This window comes from Parendozoicomonas haliclonae (genome assembly GCF_900174585.1).
GTDB classification, from domain to species: domain Bacteria; phylum Pseudomonadota; class Gammaproteobacteria; order Pseudomonadales; family Endozoicomonadaceae; genus Sansalvadorimonas; species Sansalvadorimonas haliclonae.
In genome coordinates this window covers 178,634-197,670 of the sequence record NZ_FWPT01000011.1, presented here as the reverse complement: position 1 = coordinate 197,670, position 19,037 = coordinate 178,634, and the positions used below count along the sequence as shown (strand labels likewise).

Sequence of the window (19,037 nt, the reverse complement as noted above, 5' to 3'; positions counted from 1 at the left end):
TACTAATCTGAATAAAAACGGCTTCAGAAAGGGCGCTTGTCTTTTCATGGAGCCCGCGGGGGGATTCCGTGAAATATTTTAAGTTACCAGACCTCGGTGAGGGCATTCCTGAGGCAGAGATTGTTCAGTGGCATGTTCGTGAAGGTGAGACGGTTCAAGAGGACCAGATCATTGTTTCCATGGAGACTGCGAAAGCGGTCGTCGATGTGCCATCACCTTGTGAAGGTGTTGTGATTCGTCAGTTTGGGCAACCAGGCGATCTTATCCACACCGGTGAATCGCTGGTGGAGTTTGAAGGCGAAGATGATGACACCGGCACGGTTGTGGGTTCGATTCAGGATGCGGGCAAAACCACAGCTAATGATGATGAACAGTTCTTTATTGGTGCTGCACCATCAACCGATAAAGCGCGCGATATTGCTGTTAAACGCCGGATAACCGGTGGCAGGGCTTTACAGTCCTATGAACTGGAAAGTGGTGAGCCGGTACGCGGTGTTCGCCGGGAAATGCTCCACAGTATGGCTCGCGCCAACCATGAAGTGGCTGCCGTTACCCTGTTTGCTGATGCTGATATTCATCAGTGGACGGATAAACAGGATCTAACTGTAAGGGTGATTCAGGCTTTGGTTGCAGCGGCTCAGGAAGTACCAGTACTCAATGCATGGTTTGATGAGCAGTCTGAACAGATTGAAGTGAAAGGTAGCGTCCACCTTGGCCTGGCCGTGGACTCCGACCACGGTCTGTTTGTACCAATTATGCGTGATGCCCAAAATCTGGGCGCTGATGAGATTCGTGAGCAGATCAACGGGCTAAAAGCGGGTGTACACCAGAGAAAACTGGGGCCGGAAGCCTTTCAGGGTGGAACAATATCGGTGAGCAATTTTGGTGCGCTGGGGTGTGGGCGTTATGCGACACCTGTTGTTGTTCCGCCATCGGTTGCGATCCTGGGAGTGGGTTCGGTTGATGATCAAGTGGTCGCCTGGAACGGACAGCCAGCGGTTCATAAGGTCATAAGTTTGTCATTGTCGTTTGATCACCGAGCAGCAACCGGTGGTGAAGCAGCAAGGTTTCTTAAAACTGTCGTTCAGCACCTTGAATTGAAAAATATGACGTCTCATTTTCAAAGTTAGGGTTGCAGCAACAGGGGATTCGTTTTACAAAAATAAGAGACCGTAACGCGGGGCAGCTGTGCTGTCGCTCCCAAAGCAGTTTTAAAACATGCTTGTAGAGAGCAATAAGCGGGGATAGGTAAGAAGATATGGATATTTTCAATAACTACCAGCAGCGTTACAAAGAGAAAGAGCAGGAGGAGTTATCTCTTCAGGAGTACCTCCAGCGATGCAAGGACGATCCCACAACCTATGCCAATGCCGCTGAGCGTATGCTGATGGCCATTGGTGAGCCGGAGATCATCGATACTTCTCGTGATCCCCGGCTTTCTCGTATCTTCTCCAACAAGCTGATCAAACGCTATCGGGGTTTTGAAGATTTCTATGGTATGGAAGATGCCATTCAACAGATTGTTTCCTACTTCAAGCATGCTGCCCAAGGACTGGAAGAAAAGAAACAGATTCTCTACCTGTTGGGTCCAGTTGGTGGCGGTAAGTCATCTCTGGCAGAGAAACTGAAAAGCCTGATGGAAAAGGTTCCTTTCTACGCCATTAAAGGTTCGCCGGTTTTTGAATCGCCACTCGGATTATTTAACCCCGGAGAAGATGCCGGCATTCTCGAAGAAGAATACGGTATTCCATCCCGCTACCTGCGTGGTGTGATGTCCCCATGGGCGGTAAAGCGTCTGCATGAGTACGGCGGTGATATCACCAAGTTCAAGGTAGTGAAGCTCTGCCCGAGCATTCTTGATCAGGTGGCTGTTGCTAAGACCGAACCGGGTGATGAGAACAATCAGGATATATCCAGCCTTGTGGGCAAAGTGGATATTCGTCAGCTGGAAGAGTATTCCCAGAACGACCCTGATGCTTACAGCTTCTCGGGTGCGCTCTGCCGTGCCAATCAGGGCATGATGGAATTTGTCGAGATGTTTAAAGCGCCCATCAAGGTGCTACATCCACTGCTTACAGCCACTCAGGAAGGTAACTACAACAGTACCGAAGGTATGAGTGCCATACCTTACGACGGGGTTATTCTGGCTCACTCCAATGAATCGGAATGGCAGAGTTTCCGCAACAATAAGACCAATGAAGCCTTTATCGACCGGGTCAATATCGTCAAGGTGCCGTACTGCACCCGGGTGAAGGAAGAGATAAAGATTTACGAGAAGTTGCTGGAAAACAGCTCTCTCAATGCTGCACCGTGTGCACCAGATACCCTCAAGATGCTGGCGCAGTTCACCACGCTTTCAAGGATCAAGGAGCCAGAAAACTCCAACGTCTTTTCCAAGATGCGGGTGTACGACGGTGAGAGCCTGAAAGATACGGACCCGCAGGCGAAGCCGCTGCAGGAATACAAAGACGCTGCCGGTGTGGACGAAGGCATGGATGGTCTTTCCACCCGTTTCGCCTTCAAGATTCTCTCCAAGGTGTTCAACTTCGATCCGTCCGAAGTGGCAGCCAACCCGGTGCACTTGCTCTATGTGCTGGAAAGAGAGATTGAGCAGCAACAATTCCCTCAGGAGGTTCAGGAGCGTTATCTGCGCTATGTGAAAGAGTTCCTGGCGCCGAAGTATATTGAATTCCTCGGTAAAGAAATTCAGACCGCTTATCTTGAGTCCTACTCCGAGTACGGTCAGAACATCTTTGACCGCTATATCACCTACGCTGACTTCTGGATTCAGGATCAGGAATATCGTGACCCTGAGACTGGCGACATTCTTGACCGTGGCGCCATCAATGATGAGCTGGAGAAAGTTGAGAAGGCTGCCAGTATCGCCAATCCGAAAGATTTCCGGAATGAAGTGGTGAACTTTGTGCTGCGGGCCCGTGCTTCCAACGATGGCAGAAACCCAAGCTGGTTGAGCTACGAGAAGATGCGTACGGTGATTGAGAAGAAGATGTTCTCCAATACCGAAGATCTCCTACCGGTGATCAGCTTTAACGCTAAAGGCAGTCAGGAAGAGCAGCGCAAGCATACCGAGTTTGTGAAGCGGATGATGGAACGGGGTTATACCGAGAAGCAGGTTCGCCTGTTATCCGAGTGGTATATCCGGGTGCGTAAATCGCAATAAGCACGCAGGTTGAAATAACTCTAAGGAGTTAATAACCAGCCATACTTAAAGATGCAGTAGCTGTTAGACGGACGGGGCGAGGTGATCACCAGGGATGTGAGCGCGGTGCCAAGGATGGCGCCGGCCTCGCCCCGAAAGTCTCACATCGAAACGCCGAAGCACAGGGAGTGCGCTATGAGCATGATCATCGACAGAAGGCTCAACGGCAAAAATAAAAGCACTGTAAACCGCCAGCGCTTTATGAACCGTTATCGCAAACATATTAAGAAGGCGGTGTCTGAAGCGGTTAACAAGCGAAGTATTACTGATGTTGAGAGTGGCAGCAGTATTACTATCCCCAAGCGTGATCTTTCCGAACCGATTTTTCATCATGGTGCTGGTGGCAAGCATCAGCAGGTGATGCCTGGGAATAAAGAGTTTATCGCCGGAGACCGTATTAAACGTCCACCGTCTGGTGGTGGTCAGGGCGGTGGCGGTCAGGGGCAGGCCAGTGATCAGGGGGAGGGGATGGATGAGTTCACCTTCCAGATCAACCACGATGAATTTCTCGAGTTTATGTTTGATGGTCTGGAGCTCCCGAATATGCGGGAGAAGCAGCTCCATGACATGGTTGAATTCAAAACCCATCAGGCAGGCTTTACCACTGATGGCCCGCCAGACAGATTGAATATTGTTCGTTCCCTGCGCAGTGCCCATGCCCGTCGGATTGCTCTTTCGGGCGGTACACGACGGGATATTCGCAAGCTCAAGCGGGAACTGCGTGAAATGGAAGTCCAGCCGGGTGCCATGGATGAGGAGCGGGCGACCTATCTCCGAGAACAGCTTAAGGAACTGAACGGCAAGCTCAAGAAACTGCCGTTTATTGATGATATTGATCTGCGCTACAACAATTTTGTGAAGGTGCCTCGACCTTCCAATAAGGCCGTGATGTTCTGTGTGATGGATGTTTCAGGCTCCATGACTCAGGAAATCAAGGATATGGCCAAACGGTTCTTTATCCTGCTCTACCTTTTCCTGCAGCGCAGTTATAAACAGATCGAAGTTGTCTTTATTCGTCACCATACGGCTGCCAAAGAAGTGGATGAGGATGACTTCTTCTACTCCCGGGAGACCGGTGGAACGATTGTGTCTAGCGCGCTAGATATGACCAAAGACATCATCACCAAACGCTACTCCCCGAATGACTGGAATATCTATGTTGCCCAGGCCTCTGATGGTGACAACTGGGAAGGGGACTCCTCGGTGTGCAGCAAGATACTGGTCAATGGATTGATGCCTCTGGTGCAGTACTTCTCCTATGTCGAGATTACCGATCGGCAGCACCAAAACCTTTGGCGAGAGTACGAAACGATTCAGGGCAACTTCCCGGATTCGTTCGCTATGGAACAAATAAAGTCGGCTGCGGATATCTATCCGGTGTTCCGTAAACTGTTTGAGAAGAAGGAAGCTTAATGTCCGAGCAGCAGAATAATACTAAAAAGCGTGAGCCTCTCAGTACTGGCGCGGACTGGAACTTTGATCTTATTCAGCAGTATGACGCTGAGCTGGCTCGTATAGCCGACGAGTATCGTCTGGATACTTATCCCAATCAGATTGAAGTCATCAGTGCCGAACAAATGCTGGATGCGTATGCATCAGTCGGTATGCCATTGATGTACAGCCACTGGTCGTTTGGTAAGCACTTCCTCAGTAACCAGCAGCGATACCAGAGCGGGCAGATGGGCCTGGCCTACGAAATCGTAATTAACTCCGACCCTTGCATTGCCTATCTGATGGAAGAAAACACCATGGCTATGCAGATTCTGGTGATGGCTCATGCCAGCTATGGGCATAACTCTTTCTTCAAAGGTAATTATCTGTTCCGAACCTGGACAGATGCGGAATCCATTATCGATTACCTGATGTTCGCCAAAAACTACATCGCCCAATGTGAAGAGAAGTATGGTGTGGATGAAGTCGAGGAGATTCTGGATGCCTGCCATGCCCTGATGAATCAGGGAGTGAATCGTTATAAACGTCCACGGCCGCTTTCTGCCGGTGAGGAAGAGAAGCGCCAACAGGAACGGGCCGAGTATATTCAGCGCACGCTGAACGACATCTGGAGTACGATTCCTCAGCAGGAAAAGGAAGTTCAGAAAACCACCGAGCGCTTCCCGAAGGACCCGGAAGAGAACATTCTCTATTTTATCGAGAAGAATGCCCCGTTGCTGGAAACCTGGCAGCGAGAGCTGGTACGCATCGTAAGAAAGGTTGCTCAATACTTCTATCCGCAGCGTCAAACGCAGGTGATGAATGAAGGCTGGGCGACCTTCTGGCATTACACGCTTATGCACAAGCTGTATGACGAAGGCATTATTGGTGAGGGCTATATGCTGGAGTTCCTTCACTCGCACACCAGCGTTATCTATCAGCCGGATTATGATGATCGTCGCTTCTCGGGTATCAATCCTTATACGCTCGGCTTCAAGATGTTTATGGATATCAAGCGTATTTGTGAAGAGCCGGATGATGAAGATCGTCGCTGGTTCCCGGATCTCGCTGGAACCAATTGGCTGGATGCCGTGCATCATGCCATGCAGAACTTCAAGGATGAGAGTTTTATCCTGCAGTATCTCTCTCCGAAGGTTATGCGGGATATGCGCCTGTTCTGTATTACTGACAATGAAAAGAATGCCTATCTCGAAGTGGATGCCATCCACGATGATGCCGGCTACCGGAGTGTGCGGGAGGCTTTAGCGGCTCAATACAATCTGGGTAATCGGGAGCCAAATATTCAGGTGTATAACGTGCATACCAAAGGCGATCGCTCTCTAACGCTGCGGCACTTTATGCATGAAGGGCGACCTCTGGATGAAAGTGCGGAAGATATCGTGAAACACATTCACCGGTTGTGGAAGTTTGATGTTCGTCTGGAGAGTGTGGACGGTGAAAACGTCAGGCGTACGCTTTCCTGTCCCAAGCATAGTGAGAAGGGAAAGAAAGATGCGATGATTGAATTAGCCTGAATCATCGAAACGGAAAGTCGTTGCCATAAAAAAGAGTTTTGAATGCAGGAATAAAAATGCCCGGAATAACTTCCGGGCATTTTTCATTTAATCAGTATTATTTTTTGTCAACGATACGAATCTCCGCACGACGATTCTTGCTTCTGTTTTCTTCAGTGGTGTTGTCCACTGCTGGCATGGTCTCACCTTTAGCGAAGGTTTTGATCTGATGCTTTTTAACACCTTTCTTCATCAGGTAAGCCTTAACAGCGGCGGCTCTTTTTAGGGAGAGAGACTGATTATAACCCTGAGAACCAAGATCACAGGTATGGCCGGTAACCTCAACTGTCATACCAGGCTTAAGCTCAGAAGCCACTGTATTCAGAAACTCTTTCTGTTGTTTAGAAAGGGCAGCAGAATCCAGCGGGAAGTTTACAACCGCCATACCGTTATCTGCGGCAGCACAGGCCACGCCACCAAAAAGTGCACCAGCAATAAAGGCGACACCTCCGGTAGCAAGATCAAACACCGCGGCGGGAATACCGAGTGCAAAACCACCTTTAGCTGCACAGAGTGTCCAATCATCTGCTTTTGAGTGGGAAGAACTTGTGCTGAAACCAGAAGAGGCACAGCCGGCTAATAACGTAAGAATGAGTACCACAGCGGATACCCGGGGTAATTGCTTCATCATGGTACAACTCCATCCATGAGTTTTGGTTATCCTGGTAATGCACCATGGCAAAAACGCAGGGATACCGAATCAGTATAGGAGTGAAGGTTGTCGATAAATCGGGTTGTTTGGGCTTGAAAAGGAGATGACAGCTTTTTGACTCAAAAAAGTGCATGCATGAAATCTTAAGGCCAGTAATCGGGGCTGCTGGTGGGCCATAAAGAATAATTAAACCAAAGATGGCGAATTCATGACTCCGCTACGAGTAGGCTTTCTATTGCTTTATAAATGTCTCCGCTGAGCTCTCTAAAAATAAATTTCATGTTGTCAGTACCAACACTATTACCTACTTTCTAATCATCTGTATATCGGGAGGCTGATTAAGTGAATGTATTCGATGAAGTAATGCACCGGTTAAGCAGTAAAACGAGAATGCGTGGACTCTTCAAAGATGTACATATTGAAGATCTGGAACGTATCGTCAGTCGTCTGACTGATGTTCTTACAGAAAAGAAGGAATCCGTTGCCGAAGAAAAGGAAAAACTGAAAGCCAAGCAAAGCAGCATTGATGCTATTCGCAGGATGATGGATGAAAAAGGAATATCGATCGAAGATTTCGGTCAGCCTGCAACAGGCGAAAAAAAGAAGCGTAATATTAAACGGTTTCTTTTTGAGTTCAGAGATAAGGATGGCAGCTCTCACCAATGGGAAGGTTCACTGACTGGCAGAGCGCCAAAAATCTTTCAGGAATATCTCCAAAGGATGGGCAAAGAACGTTCTGACTGCATCATCGAAGAACGTTAATCAGGCCGCTTCACGCAGAAGCCTGCTTTGTGGGAACTGGCAGGTAAAACTGCTTCCTCTTCCTGGCCTGCTTTTAACCAGCAAAGTTGCATCGTGTCGTAGCAGAACATGCTTCACAATGGCTAACCCAAGCCCTGTTCCACCTGTTGATGCATGTCTGCTTCGGTCTATTCGATAGAAACGTTCAGTCAGCCTTGGAATATGCTGAGGCTCCATGCCAATGCCATCATCTTTAACTGACAGATAACCGTTATTCAGTTCGACATTCCATTTGAGTCTGATGTTGCCGTTATCCGGCGTGTACTTAACCGCATTGAAAACTATATTAGAGATCGCGCTCTGCAGTTCTTTGCTGTTGCCCAGAATTTTTGTATCCGTTTTACAGTCGATGGTGATGTTGTGGTTGCGGTTGCCACTGAATGAGCGAGCATCATTGGCAACGCTTTCCAGCAGTGGAGCAATGGAGACAGGCATCAAATCCTGCTGACTGTCAGCGGTTTCCAGTTTGGAAAGAATCAGAAGGTCTTCAATGGTGTTGGCCATGCGGATGGCCTGTGATTGCATCTGATCCAGTGCCCGCGGCATAACCGGTATGGGAGGTGCAGGCAGCAGGGAGATGTTATCAGACAGTGTTTCAATATATCCGGTAATAACCGTCAGAGGCGTTCTCAGCTCGTGAGAAACATTGGCTACGAAGTCCTTGGTCATCTGCTCCAGCTGGTGGATACGTGTGTTGTCACGAACGATCAGCAGACGATTCTCTGGCCCGTACAGGGTAATGGAGTAATGCAGCTTTTTCTCAGAGGATACAGGTGAAGGAAGAATCAGCGGTTCACCATAAGATTTTTGCTCGTAGTAACAGGCAAAGCGTGGGTGCCGTATCAGGTTGGTAATCAGCTGGCCAACATCATGGGGATTGCGCAGGCCAAGGATATGCTCTGCGGCCGGGTTCCACCATTCAATCTGTCCCTGACCATTGGTAAATACAACGGCTTCACGCAGGGCGGTGGTCGATTCCTGAAAACGATTGATTACGGCCTTCAAACGGCTTCTGGCGCGTTCCTGTTTACGCATCAGCCGGTACATGCCATCAAACAACTCCCCCCACAGGCCATGGCCGCTGGGAGGTTCAAGGATGTCGGCAGACTCGGCAGCACTATCAAGCCACGAGATGAGACGAAAGACGTTTCTTAGCGTCCAGGCCAGATAGATTGTGCAGGCGATGAGCAGGGAAAGAGTAATCTGTTCAGTAAGCAGCCCAATAGCGAGCGCTCCACCCAACAGCAAAACCAGCCGTTTAAGGACTGCAATATGCCAGCTTTGATTCATTATTTCTCCGGCACAGGATACAGAGTCTGGTTAACGGGTTATCTCAAGCTTTGATTGAGAAGCGATAGCCCGTTCCACGCACTGTCTGGATCAGTTTTTCATAATCGCCACCAAGAGCTTTGCGCAGGCGACGAATGTGTACATCAACAGTCCGTTCTTCAACATACACATTACCGCCCCAGACATGGTCAAGCAACTGACTGCGGGTGTAAGCCCGCTCCTGATGCGTCATGAAAAACTGCAGGAGTCTGTACTCGGTTGGACCCATCTCAGCAGGAGAGCCATCAATGGATACTCTGTGGCTGATTGGATCCAGCATCACTCCTTCCACTTCGATTGGCTCGCTCTGACCTGGTGTTTGAGTACGGCGCAAAACCGCTTTCAGACGGGCAACCAGCTCACGAGGAGAGAAAGGCTTGGTGATATAGTCATCAGCGCCGCTTTCGAGGCCCTGAATCTTGTTATCTTCTTCGCCTTTGGCGGTCAGCATAATGATGGGAATGGATGATGTCAGCTCATCGCGTTTCAGGCGGCGGGCCAGCTCAATACCGCTGATATTGGGCAGCATCCAGTCCAGCAAAATCAGGTCTGGTTTCTTGTCGACGATAATTGCGTGCGCTTCCTTGCCATCCTCTGCTTCGAGGCACTCGTAGCCAGCCATTTCCAGAGCAACAACAATCATCTCCCGGATAGGGGCTTCATCTTCAACAATGAGAATCTTGTTTGTTGTCATGGCTCAACCATTTCCTCCATGGAAATTACGAGATTTATTTTTGTCCAGTGCATTACACATGGGCAATGTTACAGTTACGTGACAACCTTTAAATTGTGTTCCTCTGCGTTGTGAACAGCAACAGGCAGAGAGCCCAAAACACGATAATGCCGCCCCGAAGACAACTCCTCGCAAAGCCAGTATTTGCGTAGCCGACGAATTGTCTTAAATGATTTCCCACTGTCGATAGTAAAGCTGACGCCCGCACCGAGATCATTCAGTAAGGGCCCTTGGTGTTCCGGGCGTGTGAGCTTTTGAATATCGCAGTCGGATGAGCTGCTCGCTTTCGGGTTCTGGCTATGCCGTTTGACGGCACTTGCTACCTCGGGCTCAAGCACATTCAGAGCCAGAATCTCTTCAAGATGCCCCCGGTAACAGTTCTTCCACTCCTTGCCATGGGGAGCCACACGAGAGCCGTACTTGTCCCAGGTTTGGGCATGGGCGATCTCATGGGTGAAGGTGATCAGAAACTGCAAAGGATCCAGATCTTTATTCACGCTGATGCGGTGAGGCTTTCCTCGTCCTGCCGGACGAAAATCACCGAGCTTGGTTTTACGTGGTCGGGAGATGCGAAGGTTGACGCGATTATCGATAAGCCATCTGGCACTGATGTCTGCAGTGCCAGATGGAAGAAAAGGACTCAACTGATGGGCCAGTTGTTGGATCAGTTTGGAGGACACTCGTTAAAAAATACCTGTCAGGCAGCGATCGGCAATCACGCCGCAGAGAACAGAAAACCCTGCCCAGTGATTGGACAAGAAAGCTTTGAAACAATCGTCCCGCTGGCGCAACCGGGTCAGGGAGTGCTGGTAAACAAACAGTGCCGCCATTCCGACCAGACCGAGATAATAAAGAGGGCCGCTTTCCAGCTGATAACCAGCCATAGCCAGAATACCCAGAGTGCCAGCCTGCAAAAGGCCGATAATATTATTGTCGTGACGGCCAAACAGAATGGCAGTCGACTTAATACCGATCTTCAGGTCATCGTCCCGGTCTACCATCGCGTACTGAGTGTCATAGGCAACAATCCATAGCAGGCAACCGAAGAAGATCAGCCAGACAACCGGATCCAGAGTGTTGGTTTGTGCGGCCCAGGCCATGGGCATGCCCCACGCAAATGCCATACCGAGAATCACCTGCGGCAAATGGGTGTAACGCTTCATAAAGGGGTATATCACTGCCAAAGCTGCCCCGGCAAAGGAAAGAGTAATCGTCAGCGGGTTGGTCATCAGAACCAGCGCAAAGGAGCAGGTTAACAGGACGGCAAACAGAGTGAGAGCTTCATTTTTACTGACTTTACCGGAAGGCAGAGGGCGATCTTTGGTGCGCTTCACATGGCCATCAAAGTCACGATCGGCAAAGTCATTGATAACACAGCCTGCAGAGCGCATCAGCAACGTTCCGAGACTGAAAATAATCACCAGCTCAAGCTGTGGCCAGCCGTCGGCGGCGAGCCAGAGGGCCCATAGGGTTGGCCAGAGCAGCAGGAAGGTTCCGATAGGACGATCAAAGCGGGTGAGCTGAATATAATTTTGTAAGCGTGATGGTGTGATTCTTGATGTGTCTGCTGTCATAAAGAGAGTACCCCTGGGGGGATGGCCTCCGAATTTCCGGTAAACAGAGCCGGCAGGAAATATTCACACACGGCCAGAGGTTTGTTATCCAGAGTAAATCGTGAGCGCCGACCCCAGACCGTCTGCCCGTTACGGTCCGATGTCTGTGTTATTTCAATTAATCCGCGTTTCAGGTCTGGCTGGGCAAATAGAAACTCGCCAAGCGGTTTATCTTTAAGTGTTAGAAGCGTTTTGTTTTTGCCTTCAAGGCTGCTGGCTGGAAGAATGCTGCGGGCAAAGACCATGGGCTCGCCATTACAGATAAGCAGAACCTCCCGAATGCTGGCCTGCTCATCTTCCGCCATATCCAGGAACTGACGCTCCTGCGCTGTTGGTTGATCCCAATCGTGAAAAAGCACCTCAACCCTGAAATCCCCTGAGAAAGCCTTTTTCAGGCGTGCGGTTAGGGAGCCGCTGTCAATTAGCCACTGTTTTTGTTCATCGGCGATGCTACCAGAAAGGGAATCACAGCCGATCCAGTGCTGGTTATCCAGTGCAACAGGACGAGACGACATAAGGGAAATTCTTAAACGCATCCGGGCAGTATTTTTCCGGAGCATGCGTGATAAATAAGAAGCATGCAAGTTTTGGATAGTGGCTAATAACTATGTAATTGACATAAAGACGCATATTGCAGCGATATTTGGTATTGCCCTTGGGCTGGGGCTGATTTAAGGTTGATGTTGGTGCTGGCACTAGAGGCCTAAAAAGGCTTGAATGTGCTGCATGTTCTCGGTTTCGGACTCGGGAAGGGTCCGCCAGGGAAAATAAAAAAATAACACTAACTAGAAAACGGATTCGAGAGGAAGCCATGCGCAAGCCAGAACTTGTTGCTGCAATTGCAGATCAGGCCGACCTGAGCAAAGACCAGGCCGCCGAGGCACTGTCTGCCATCATTGATCAAATCACCCAGGCTATGGAGCGTCAGGAGACTGTTAACCTGATCGGCTTTGGTTCTTTTACCCAGCGTGCCCGAGGTGCCCGTACTGGTAAGAACCCACAGACTGGCGAAGCTATGCAGATTCCTGCAAGCAACACCGTTGCCTTCAAACCAGGCAAAGCTCTGAAAGACGCTGTAAACAAGTAAGCGTAACTTCAGTAAAGCGATGGCTGGTGCCTTCTCTCCGGTACCAGCCTGCTGTTCCCCTGCCGCCTTTGACCCTAAATGCTCCCCTAAATGTCACTGATGCACTGGCTTATACGCTGGAAGCTTATAAAATGCTCGGCTGTGATTTTTAGCGCTGGGGACATTCTGTGAAATTTCGACTGCTGCTTATCGGTCTTGGCTTTCTTATGAAGCGGGCCAGCTCCAACAATCCGGCCTTTATTAAAAAGCTCGAAGGCAAGGATATGTCCTTTGAAATTTCCAGCGATGATGGCGTGTGCCGAGCCTTCCGCGTGAAAGATAACAAAGTCTCCAGCAGCGGTGGTCAGGCCAAAGATCCAGAATTCTGCCTGCGCTTTAATACGGCTGAAGAAGGCTTCAAGGCTTTAACCGCCAAGAATGCCCAGTTGGCCTTTATGAAAGGTATTCAGGACAAGACCATTCGTGTGGAAGGTAACCCGATGAGCCTGATGTGGTTCCAGGGCATTGCTGGAATGGTTGTACCTAAAAAGAAGAAGAAAAAGAAAAAAGAAGCAGCCTGATACTGCTTCTTTTAGGGGAGTGGTTATTTGCTGGTCATGATTTTTAGAATCATGGTGTCGGCTTCTGCCAGTCCCTGATTACCGATCAGGCCGATATTGGCAATAGTCTTTTCAATATCATCTTCGATGATACCTTCATGACCGGTAATGCGTGTGCCGTCCAGTGCCATCAGTGCCGCTTTCACCGCTGCTTGAGCAGAGGTGGACACTTTCAGAGAACAGCCGGTTCCTGCGCCATCGCAAAGAATGCCGGTCACATCGCCGAACATATTAAACAGCGCATAGCTCATCTGCTCTTCATCACCGCCCAGCAGCCATACGATCGCAGCACTTGCACCAGCAGCAGCTGTGGTGGCCGCACACAGGGCAGACAGTGTATTCAGGTGGCTCTTGATATGAATAGCTGTCAGGTGGCTGATAATCAGCGCACGGGTCAGCTGTTCTTCTGAAGCATTCATCTTCTCGGCAATGGCTACAACCGGCATGGTGGCAGAAATGCCCTGGTTACCACTGCCGGAGTTACTCATGGCGGGCAGCATGGCGCCGGCCATACGGGCATCAGATGCGGCAGAAGAACGCATCATGGCAGATGTCACCAGATCTTCGCTGAGAAAACCCTTGGCAATATTGTTGGCAAAGCTCTTACCAATTTTCAGACCAAAGTCTTCTTCCAGACCGGCAACACTTAGAGAGGTGTTCAGTTTGGCCGCATCCAGAATGAACGACAGCTTGTCCAGGTCAGCCTGGGTCGCAAACTCATAGATGGATGACAGCGAAAGCTGTGGAGCATCGTCTTCGCTGTGCTGCTGGTCGGCATCTGCTTCAGGCTGAACGATCTTACCGTTCAGGGACTGAAAGGTGATGCGGGTATGATCATCGCGAATGACTACCCGCGCCTGATCATCACCATGGCTGGCGATCACTTCGGCATAAAGAATGGAGGAGGTATCCGCAATCGCGATGCTGACGCACTTGCGATCGATCATCTCCTGAGCCTGGGCAACGTATTCCGGGGTGACCTCGGCAAGCACCTCAAGACCTTTTTCCGGAACCCCACAGATAGCACCCAACGCTGCAGCAATAGGCAGACCTGTTTTACCGGTACCGGGAATACCCACGCCCATACCGTTTTTCATCAGGTTGCCGCTGACTAGTATTTCCAGCCGATCAGGTGTGTGACCAAGCAGCTGTGTCGCATAAGCGGCAGCCAGAGCAGTCGAGACGGGTTCAGTACAGCCAAGAGCTGGCTTAACTTTTTTATTGATTAGAGCGATGTACGCATCCCACTCAGCACGCCACATGGTTCTTTTCCTCAGAGCTGATGGCTGAATAATGTAGGAATAGTTTATGAGGTGTCGCAGAGAAAAATCTTCTCTTCTGATATTGTGAAAACTCTTATTTGGGAAAATAATTTTTTAAATGCGTGTTCATTGTGGAAAATTTTAGTCGTGGATAAGCGGGATCGGATAATACTTAATGCTTTGCAGGAGGACGGCTCTCTCTCCCTCAATGAGCTGGCAGACAAAGCAGACCTTTCTCCAAGCCCGTGCTGGAAGCGGGTAAAAAAACTGGAGGAGGATGGCGTCATCCGCAAACGTGTCGTGCTGGTGGATCAGGATAAGGTGGATTTACCCTTGTCAGTCTTCGTGCAGATAAAAACCAGTAACCATAATGACAACTGGCTCCAGCATTTTGCCTGCACAGCGTCGACTTTTGAGGAGGTTGTTGAACTCTATCGTATGGCTGGAGAGTGGGATTACATGATGCGTGTGGTCGTGAGTGATATTCACGCCTATGACCGGTTTTATAAGAAGCTGATCAAGGCCATTCCCGACCTCAGTAAGGTGTCGTCCAACTTCGCAATGGAGCAGATTAAGTACACAACGGCGCTTCCTATATAGAGAGTTTTTTGTGGTAGGTATTTGTACGCAAACTGTGTAAGGATTCTGTTCAGTTTCTGGTGTTGATCTTATGCTTGCAGGATATTCTACCTCCTCGTTTAGCAGTAGCCATGAACGACATGAACCATAGCAGCATCCACTCAGCACTCACCGGCCGAATGCTGCTGGAAAACTCTCTTTTGAACAAAGGCACCGCCTTCACCATGGAAGAGCGCAGCGAGCTCGACCTTCATGGTCTGCTGCCGCCGAACGTGGAGACTCTGGAAGAGCAGTGTCGTCGTGCTTACAAATCTTACTGCCTCAAGCCGACCCCGATTCTGAAACATATCTACCTGCGTGCTCTGCAGGATACCAACGAAACTCTTTATTACGCCCTGATCCAGCGTCATCTGAAAGAGATGCTGCCAATTATCTATACACCGGTTGTTGGTCAGGCCTGTCAGCGTTTCAGTGATCTTTACCGCCGTCCACGCGGACTGTTTATCTCTTATCCTGAGCGTCACCGTATTGATGCCATGCTGGCCAGCTTCAAGCGTAATATTGAAGTGATTGTTGTCACCGATGGTGAGCGGGTTCTGGGTCTGGGTGATCAGGGCATCGGTGGTATGGGCATCTGTATTGGTAAGCTGGCTCTTTACAGTGCAGTCGGTGGTGTAGCGCCAAATCTGACTCTGCCAATCGCACTGGATTGCGGTACCAATAATCAGGAGCTGCTGAATGATCCTGGTTATCTCGGCTGGCGCAATGAGCGTATCGGCGATGACGAATACTACGAGTTTGTTGATTCCTTCATTCAGGCTGTTAAGCGTCGCTGGCCAAATGTTCTGCTGCAATTTGAAGACTTTGCGATTGGTCACGCCACTCCGTTGCTGGAGAAGTACCGTGATCAGCTCTGTTCCTTCAACGACGATATTCAGGGAACTGCTGCGGTTGCTGCCGGTACTCTGTTGTCTGCCGCCCAATCTATTGGCAAGAAAGTAGAAGACCTGAAGGTTGCCTTCCTCGGAGCGGGTTCTTCCGGTTGTGGTATTGCTGAACAGATTATCCGCCTTATGAGTTCCCGTGGCCTGACCGATGCAGAAGCACGTGGTCGTATGTACATGGTTGATCAGTTTGGTCTGCTGCATGATGGAATGGATAACCTGCGTGACTTCCAACAAAAGTTGGTTCGCCAGAGAACCGAGGTTGAGAGTGTTTTCGGGGAAGAAACTACTGCGAAGGGTGCCTTCCTGAAAGACGTTGTACGTGAGATCAAGCCGGACGTGATTATCGGTGTGTCCGGTCAGACGGGTCTGTTCACTAAAGAAATTATTGAGCAGATGGCCCGTAATCATGATCGTCCGATTGTATTCGCACTGTCTAACCCAAGCAGCCGTGTAGAAGCGGTGCCGGAAGATATTATCAACTGGTCCCAGGGCCGTGCTGTTGTGGCAACTGGCAGCCCGTTTGATCCTGTGCAGTATGAAGGCAAAAGCTACCCGATTGCCCAGTGCAATAACATTTATATCTTCCCGGGCATTGGTCTGAGTGTCCTAGCTTGCGGTGCGACCCGCATTTCCGACGGTATGCTGGATAAGGCTGTAGAAACCCTGGCTCTGTGTGCACCTTCTGCCATGAACCCGGAAGCACCTTTGCTGCCAACTCTGGATACTATTCAGCGTGTGACTTGTGATATCGCCAAGGCGGTCGCTATTCAGGCACAGGAAGAAGGTCTGGCACCGGAATGCGGTTTGAATGAGCTGGAAGAACGTATTCATGCGAACTATTGGAAAGCCGAGTATCGCCGCGTTCGCATGGCCTACTGCTAAGGGGAAGTAAGATGCCTTTTGTAAACATCAAAATCACCGATGAAGGTGTCACCAAAGAGCAGAAGCAGGCTTTGATCAAAGGCGCAACGCAACTGCTGGTTGATGTGCTGGGTAAGAACCCAGCCACAACCATCGTGTTGATTGACGAAGTGAATACCGATAACTGGGGTATTGGCTTTGATCAAGTCACTGAGCTGCGCAAGGCAAAGTAAGGTCGTTTAGGCATCCGCAAACCGGTCACCATGTGGCAGCCACCGATCAATCAGTGGCTGCGCATGGGCTGGCGCTTCCCGTAGCAGCTGTTCAGCGGCTCCTTTAATACTTTCCAGAAGAACCTTATCGCGCTCCAGATCAGCAACCCGGAATTGCACCAGACCTGTCTGGCGTGTTCCCAAAACTTCCCCCGGGCCACGAAGCTCAAGATCCTTTTCTGCAATTACAAAGCCATCGCTGGAATCTCGCATTACTTGCAGGCGCTCTTTGCCGTGTTGGGAAAGTGGCGGGTGGTACATCAACACACAATGGCTGGCGATGTTGCCCCGACCGACGCGGCCTCGTAACTGGTGGAGCTGAGCCAGACCGAGGCGCTCAGGGTTTTCGATAATCATCAGACTGGAGTTGGGAACATCCACACCCACTTCGATAACCGTTGTGGCAACCAGAAGATGGAGATGGCCTTCCTTGAACGCAGCCATAACCTCGGCCTTTTCTGTGGGCTTCATCCGGCCGTGGATAAGTCCGATAGACAGCTCCGGTAGAGCTGTCTTCAACTCTTCTGCCGTGACTTCCGCAGCCTGACACTGCAGGGCTTCAGATTCTTCAATCAGCGTACATACCCAATAAGCCTGGCGGCCTTCAAGGCAGGCGGCTTTTACACGTTCAATCACCTGTGGCCGACGATCATCTCCGACCACGATGGTATTTACAGGCGTACGACCGGGAGGAAGTTCATCAATGACTGAAAGGTCGAGATCGGCATAGGCACTCATGGCCAGAGTTCGGGGAATAGGCGTTGCGGTCATGATCAGCTGATGGGGCATGGCGCCGATATTGCGACCTTTCTCTCTCAGTGCCAGCCGTTGGTGCACACCAAAGCGATGTTGTTCATCAATAATGGCCAGAGCCAGATGCTTGAACTCCACATCATCCTGAAACAATGCGTGGGTACCGACCACAACCTGTGCATCACCACTGCGGATAAGTTCCAATTGTTCCGCCCGCTTCTTGCCTTTGGTCTTGCCTGTCAGCCAGGCAACAGTTATCCCCAAGGGCTTCAACCAGCTGTGGAAATTGTTGTAATGCTGCTCGGCAAGAATCTCCGTTGGCGCCATTAATGCAGCCTGTGAATAACTTTCTACAGCCTGCAATGCTGCTAGCGCGGCAACAACTGTTTTGCCGGAGCCCACATCGCCCTGAACCAACCGAAGCATGGGTGCTTCGGAGCAAAGATCGCTGTGGATTTCTTTGGCAACCCGCTGTTGTGCACCGGTTGGAGTGAAGGGAAGGTTGGCTAAAAACTTATCCACAAGCTTGCCGGTGCCGTGTAAAGCCAAACCTTTTTGCCGGCGCACCCGTTGCCGAATTTGTTGCAGGCTCAGGTGATGTGCCAACAGCTCTTCAAAAGCCAGTCTCTGCTGAGCCGGGTGTAGACCTTCCATGATCTGGTAAACATCAGCATCAGGTGGAGGCTGGTGGAGAAAGCGAACGGCGTCTGTGAGGTTCCACAGATTAAACGGCCTGCGGATTGGTTCCGGCAACCACTCTTCCAGCGCGTCGGGATTATCGAGGAATTTCAGTGCCTGCAAGCACAAGCTTCGCAAGCGAACCTGTGTGAGGCCCTCGGTTGCCGGGTAAATTGGCGTCAGCGTATCCTCAACGGGAGCCGGATTGCTGTCACTAATCACCCGGTATTCTGGATGATAAATCTCCAAGCCATAAGCGCCCCGACGAGGTTCACCAAAACCTCGTATTTTTACGCCTGCTTTTAAAGAGTTCTTTTGCGCGGCACTGAAATGGAAAAAGCGTAGGGTGATCGAGCCGGAACCATCCCGAACCTTGCAGACCAGGCTCCGGCGCTTTCCCATCACGATATCGGCAGCAATGACTGTGCCTTCCAGCACTGCATCCATTCCAAACTGCAGGTTGCCAATTGGAGTAATACGGGTACGATCCTGATAGCGCAGAGGAAGATGAAACAGCAGATCCTGCAGATTGTTAATGCCAATTTTGGCCAGTTTTTCTGCGAGGGCTGCCCCGACGCCTTTCAGCGTCGTGACGGGTACCTGATGTAAAGCCCTTCCTGAGCTATTCATTTGATCGCGAGCCATC

Annotated in this window: 17 protein-coding genes and 1 pseudogene; 10 read left to right on the top strand and 8 right to left on the bottom strand. The window is 50.2% G+C overall.

Annotated features, from left to right (window positions below; all coding sequences use genetic code 11):
- Positions 1–68 precede the first annotated feature (68 nt).
- The 4 genes from EHSB41UT_RS20605 (at position 69) to EHSB41UT_RS20590 (ending at position 6,186) form a co-directional block, all read left to right on the top strand.
- Positions 69–1,130, top strand: coding sequence for a dihydrolipoamide acetyltransferase family protein (locus tag EHSB41UT_RS20605; RefSeq protein WP_087112754.1), 1,062 nt, complete (start codon positions 69–71; stop codon positions 1,128–1,130).
- Positions 1,131–1,258: 128 nt separating this feature from the next.
- Positions 1,259–3,181: a PrkA family serine protein kinase gene (locus EHSB41UT_RS20600; protein ID WP_087112753.1), complete on the top strand. Its 1,923-nt coding sequence runs from the start codon at positions 1,259–1,261 to the stop codon at positions 3,179–3,181.
- Between the two features lie 174 nt (positions 3,182–3,355).
- Positions 3,356–4,633 carry a YeaH/YhbH family protein gene (locus EHSB41UT_RS20595; RefSeq protein ID WP_087112752.1) on the top strand — a complete coding sequence of 426 codons (1,278 nt, stop codon included), beginning with the start codon at positions 3,356–3,358 and terminating at the stop codon, positions 4,631–4,633.
- The gene (locus EHSB41UT_RS20590; protein WP_087112751.1) at positions 4,633–6,186 is read left to right on the top strand and encodes a SpoVR family protein; all 1,554 of its coding nucleotides are present in this window, start codon (positions 4,633–4,635) and stop codon (positions 6,184–6,186) included. The genes EHSB41UT_RS20595 and EHSB41UT_RS20590 overlap by 1 nt, the downstream gene beginning before the upstream one ends.
- Before the next feature lie 97 nt (positions 6,187–6,283).
- Here EHSB41UT_RS20590 and EHSB41UT_RS20585 read toward each other — a convergent pair whose 3' ends face one another.
- Positions 6,284–6,856, bottom strand: a complete 573-nt coding sequence (locus EHSB41UT_RS20585; RefSeq protein ID WP_087112750.1) for an OmpA family protein — start codon at positions 6,854–6,856, stop codon at positions 6,284–6,286.
- Positions 6,857–7,240: 384 nt separating this feature from the next.
- On the opposite strand from EHSB41UT_RS20585, the gene EHSB41UT_RS20580 reads away from it, so the two are divergent.
- Positions 7,241–7,639, top strand: coding sequence for an H-NS family histone-like protein (locus EHSB41UT_RS20580; RefSeq protein WP_415837483.1), 399 nt, complete (start codon positions 7,241–7,243; stop codon positions 7,637–7,639).
- Here the strand turns inward: EHSB41UT_RS20580 and phoR are convergent, their stop codons facing one another.
- The 5 genes from phoR to EHSB41UT_RS20555 all read right to left on the bottom strand — a co-directional run bounded on the left by phoR (position 7,640) and on the right by EHSB41UT_RS20555 (position 11,868).
- Positions 7,640–8,968, bottom strand: coding sequence for a phosphate regulon sensor histidine kinase PhoR (gene phoR / locus EHSB41UT_RS20575; protein WP_087112748.1), 1,329 nt, complete (start codon positions 8,966–8,968; stop codon positions 7,640–7,642).
- 43 nt (positions 8,969–9,011) lie between these two features.
- Complete coding sequence (gene phoB / locus EHSB41UT_RS20570; protein ID WP_087112747.1) at positions 9,012–9,701, bottom strand: phosphate regulon transcriptional regulator PhoB; 690 nt, start codon at positions 9,699–9,701, stop codon at positions 9,012–9,014.
- A 74-nt stretch (positions 9,702–9,775) separates the two neighbouring features.
- Entirely contained in the window at positions 9,776–10,420 is a 645-nt protein-coding gene (locus tag EHSB41UT_RS20565; protein WP_087112746.1) for a SprT family zinc-dependent metalloprotease, read from the bottom strand.
- Between the two features lie 3 nt (positions 10,421–10,423).
- Positions 10,424–11,314 carry a 4-hydroxybenzoate octaprenyltransferase gene (gene ubiA, locus EHSB41UT_RS20560; RefSeq protein ID WP_087112745.1) on the bottom strand — a complete coding sequence of 297 codons (891 nt, stop codon included), beginning with the start codon at positions 11,312–11,314 and terminating at the stop codon, positions 10,424–10,426.
- Complete coding sequence (locus EHSB41UT_RS20555; protein WP_165767357.1) at positions 11,311–11,868, bottom strand: chorismate--pyruvate lyase family protein; 558 nt, start codon at positions 11,866–11,868, stop codon at positions 11,311–11,313. Before EHSB41UT_RS20555 ends, ubiA begins: the two co-directional genes overlap by 4 nt.
- A gap of 257 nt (positions 11,869–12,125) precedes the next feature.
- On the opposite strand from EHSB41UT_RS20555, the pseudogene EHSB41UT_RS20550 reads away from it, so the two are divergent.
- Positions 12,126–12,440 (top strand): annotated as a pseudogene (locus EHSB41UT_RS20550) (HU family DNA-binding protein); the annotation flags it as partial.
- A gap of 167 nt (positions 12,441–12,607) precedes the next feature.
- Positions 12,608–13,000 (top strand): SCP2 sterol-binding domain-containing protein, encoded by a 393-nt coding sequence (locus tag EHSB41UT_RS20545; protein WP_087112742.1) that lies wholly within the window; start codon positions 12,608–12,610, stop codon positions 12,998–13,000.
- 23 nt (positions 13,001–13,023) lie between these two features.
- On the opposite strand, the gene EHSB41UT_RS20540 is transcribed toward EHSB41UT_RS20545, so the two are convergent.
- Positions 13,024–14,301: an L-cysteine desulfidase family protein gene (locus EHSB41UT_RS20540; protein WP_087112741.1), complete on the bottom strand. Its 1,278-nt coding sequence runs from the start codon at positions 14,299–14,301 to the stop codon at positions 13,024–13,026.
- Between the two features lie 147 nt (positions 14,302–14,448).
- Here EHSB41UT_RS20540 and EHSB41UT_RS20535 point away from each other — a divergent pair, with 147 nt between their 5' ends.
- The 3 genes from EHSB41UT_RS20535 to EHSB41UT_RS20525 all read left to right on the top strand — a co-directional run bounded on the left by EHSB41UT_RS20535 (position 14,449) and on the right by EHSB41UT_RS20525 (position 16,921).
- Entirely contained in the window at positions 14,449–14,901 is a 453-nt protein-coding gene (locus EHSB41UT_RS20535; protein ID WP_087112780.1) for an Lrp/AsnC ligand binding domain-containing protein, read from the top strand.
- Positions 14,902–15,011: 110 nt separating this feature from the next.
- Entirely contained in the window at positions 15,012–16,709 is a 1,698-nt protein-coding gene (locus EHSB41UT_RS20530) for an NAD-dependent malic enzyme (protein ID WP_087112740.1), read from the top strand.
- Positions 16,710–16,720: 11 nt separating this feature from the next.
- Positions 16,721–16,921 carry a 2-hydroxymuconate tautomerase family protein gene (locus EHSB41UT_RS20525; RefSeq protein WP_087112739.1) on the top strand — a complete coding sequence of 67 codons (201 nt, stop codon included), beginning with the start codon at positions 16,721–16,723 and terminating at the stop codon, positions 16,919–16,921.
- A 6-nt stretch (positions 16,922–16,927) separates the two neighbouring features.
- Here EHSB41UT_RS20525 and recG read toward each other — a convergent pair whose 3' ends face one another.
- On the bottom strand, positions 16,928–19,021 hold the full coding sequence (recG, locus tag EHSB41UT_RS20520) for an ATP-dependent DNA helicase RecG (protein WP_087112779.1): 2,094 nt from the start codon (positions 19,019–19,021) through the stop codon (positions 16,928–16,930).
- Between the last annotated feature and the right edge of the window lie 16 nt (positions 19,022–19,037).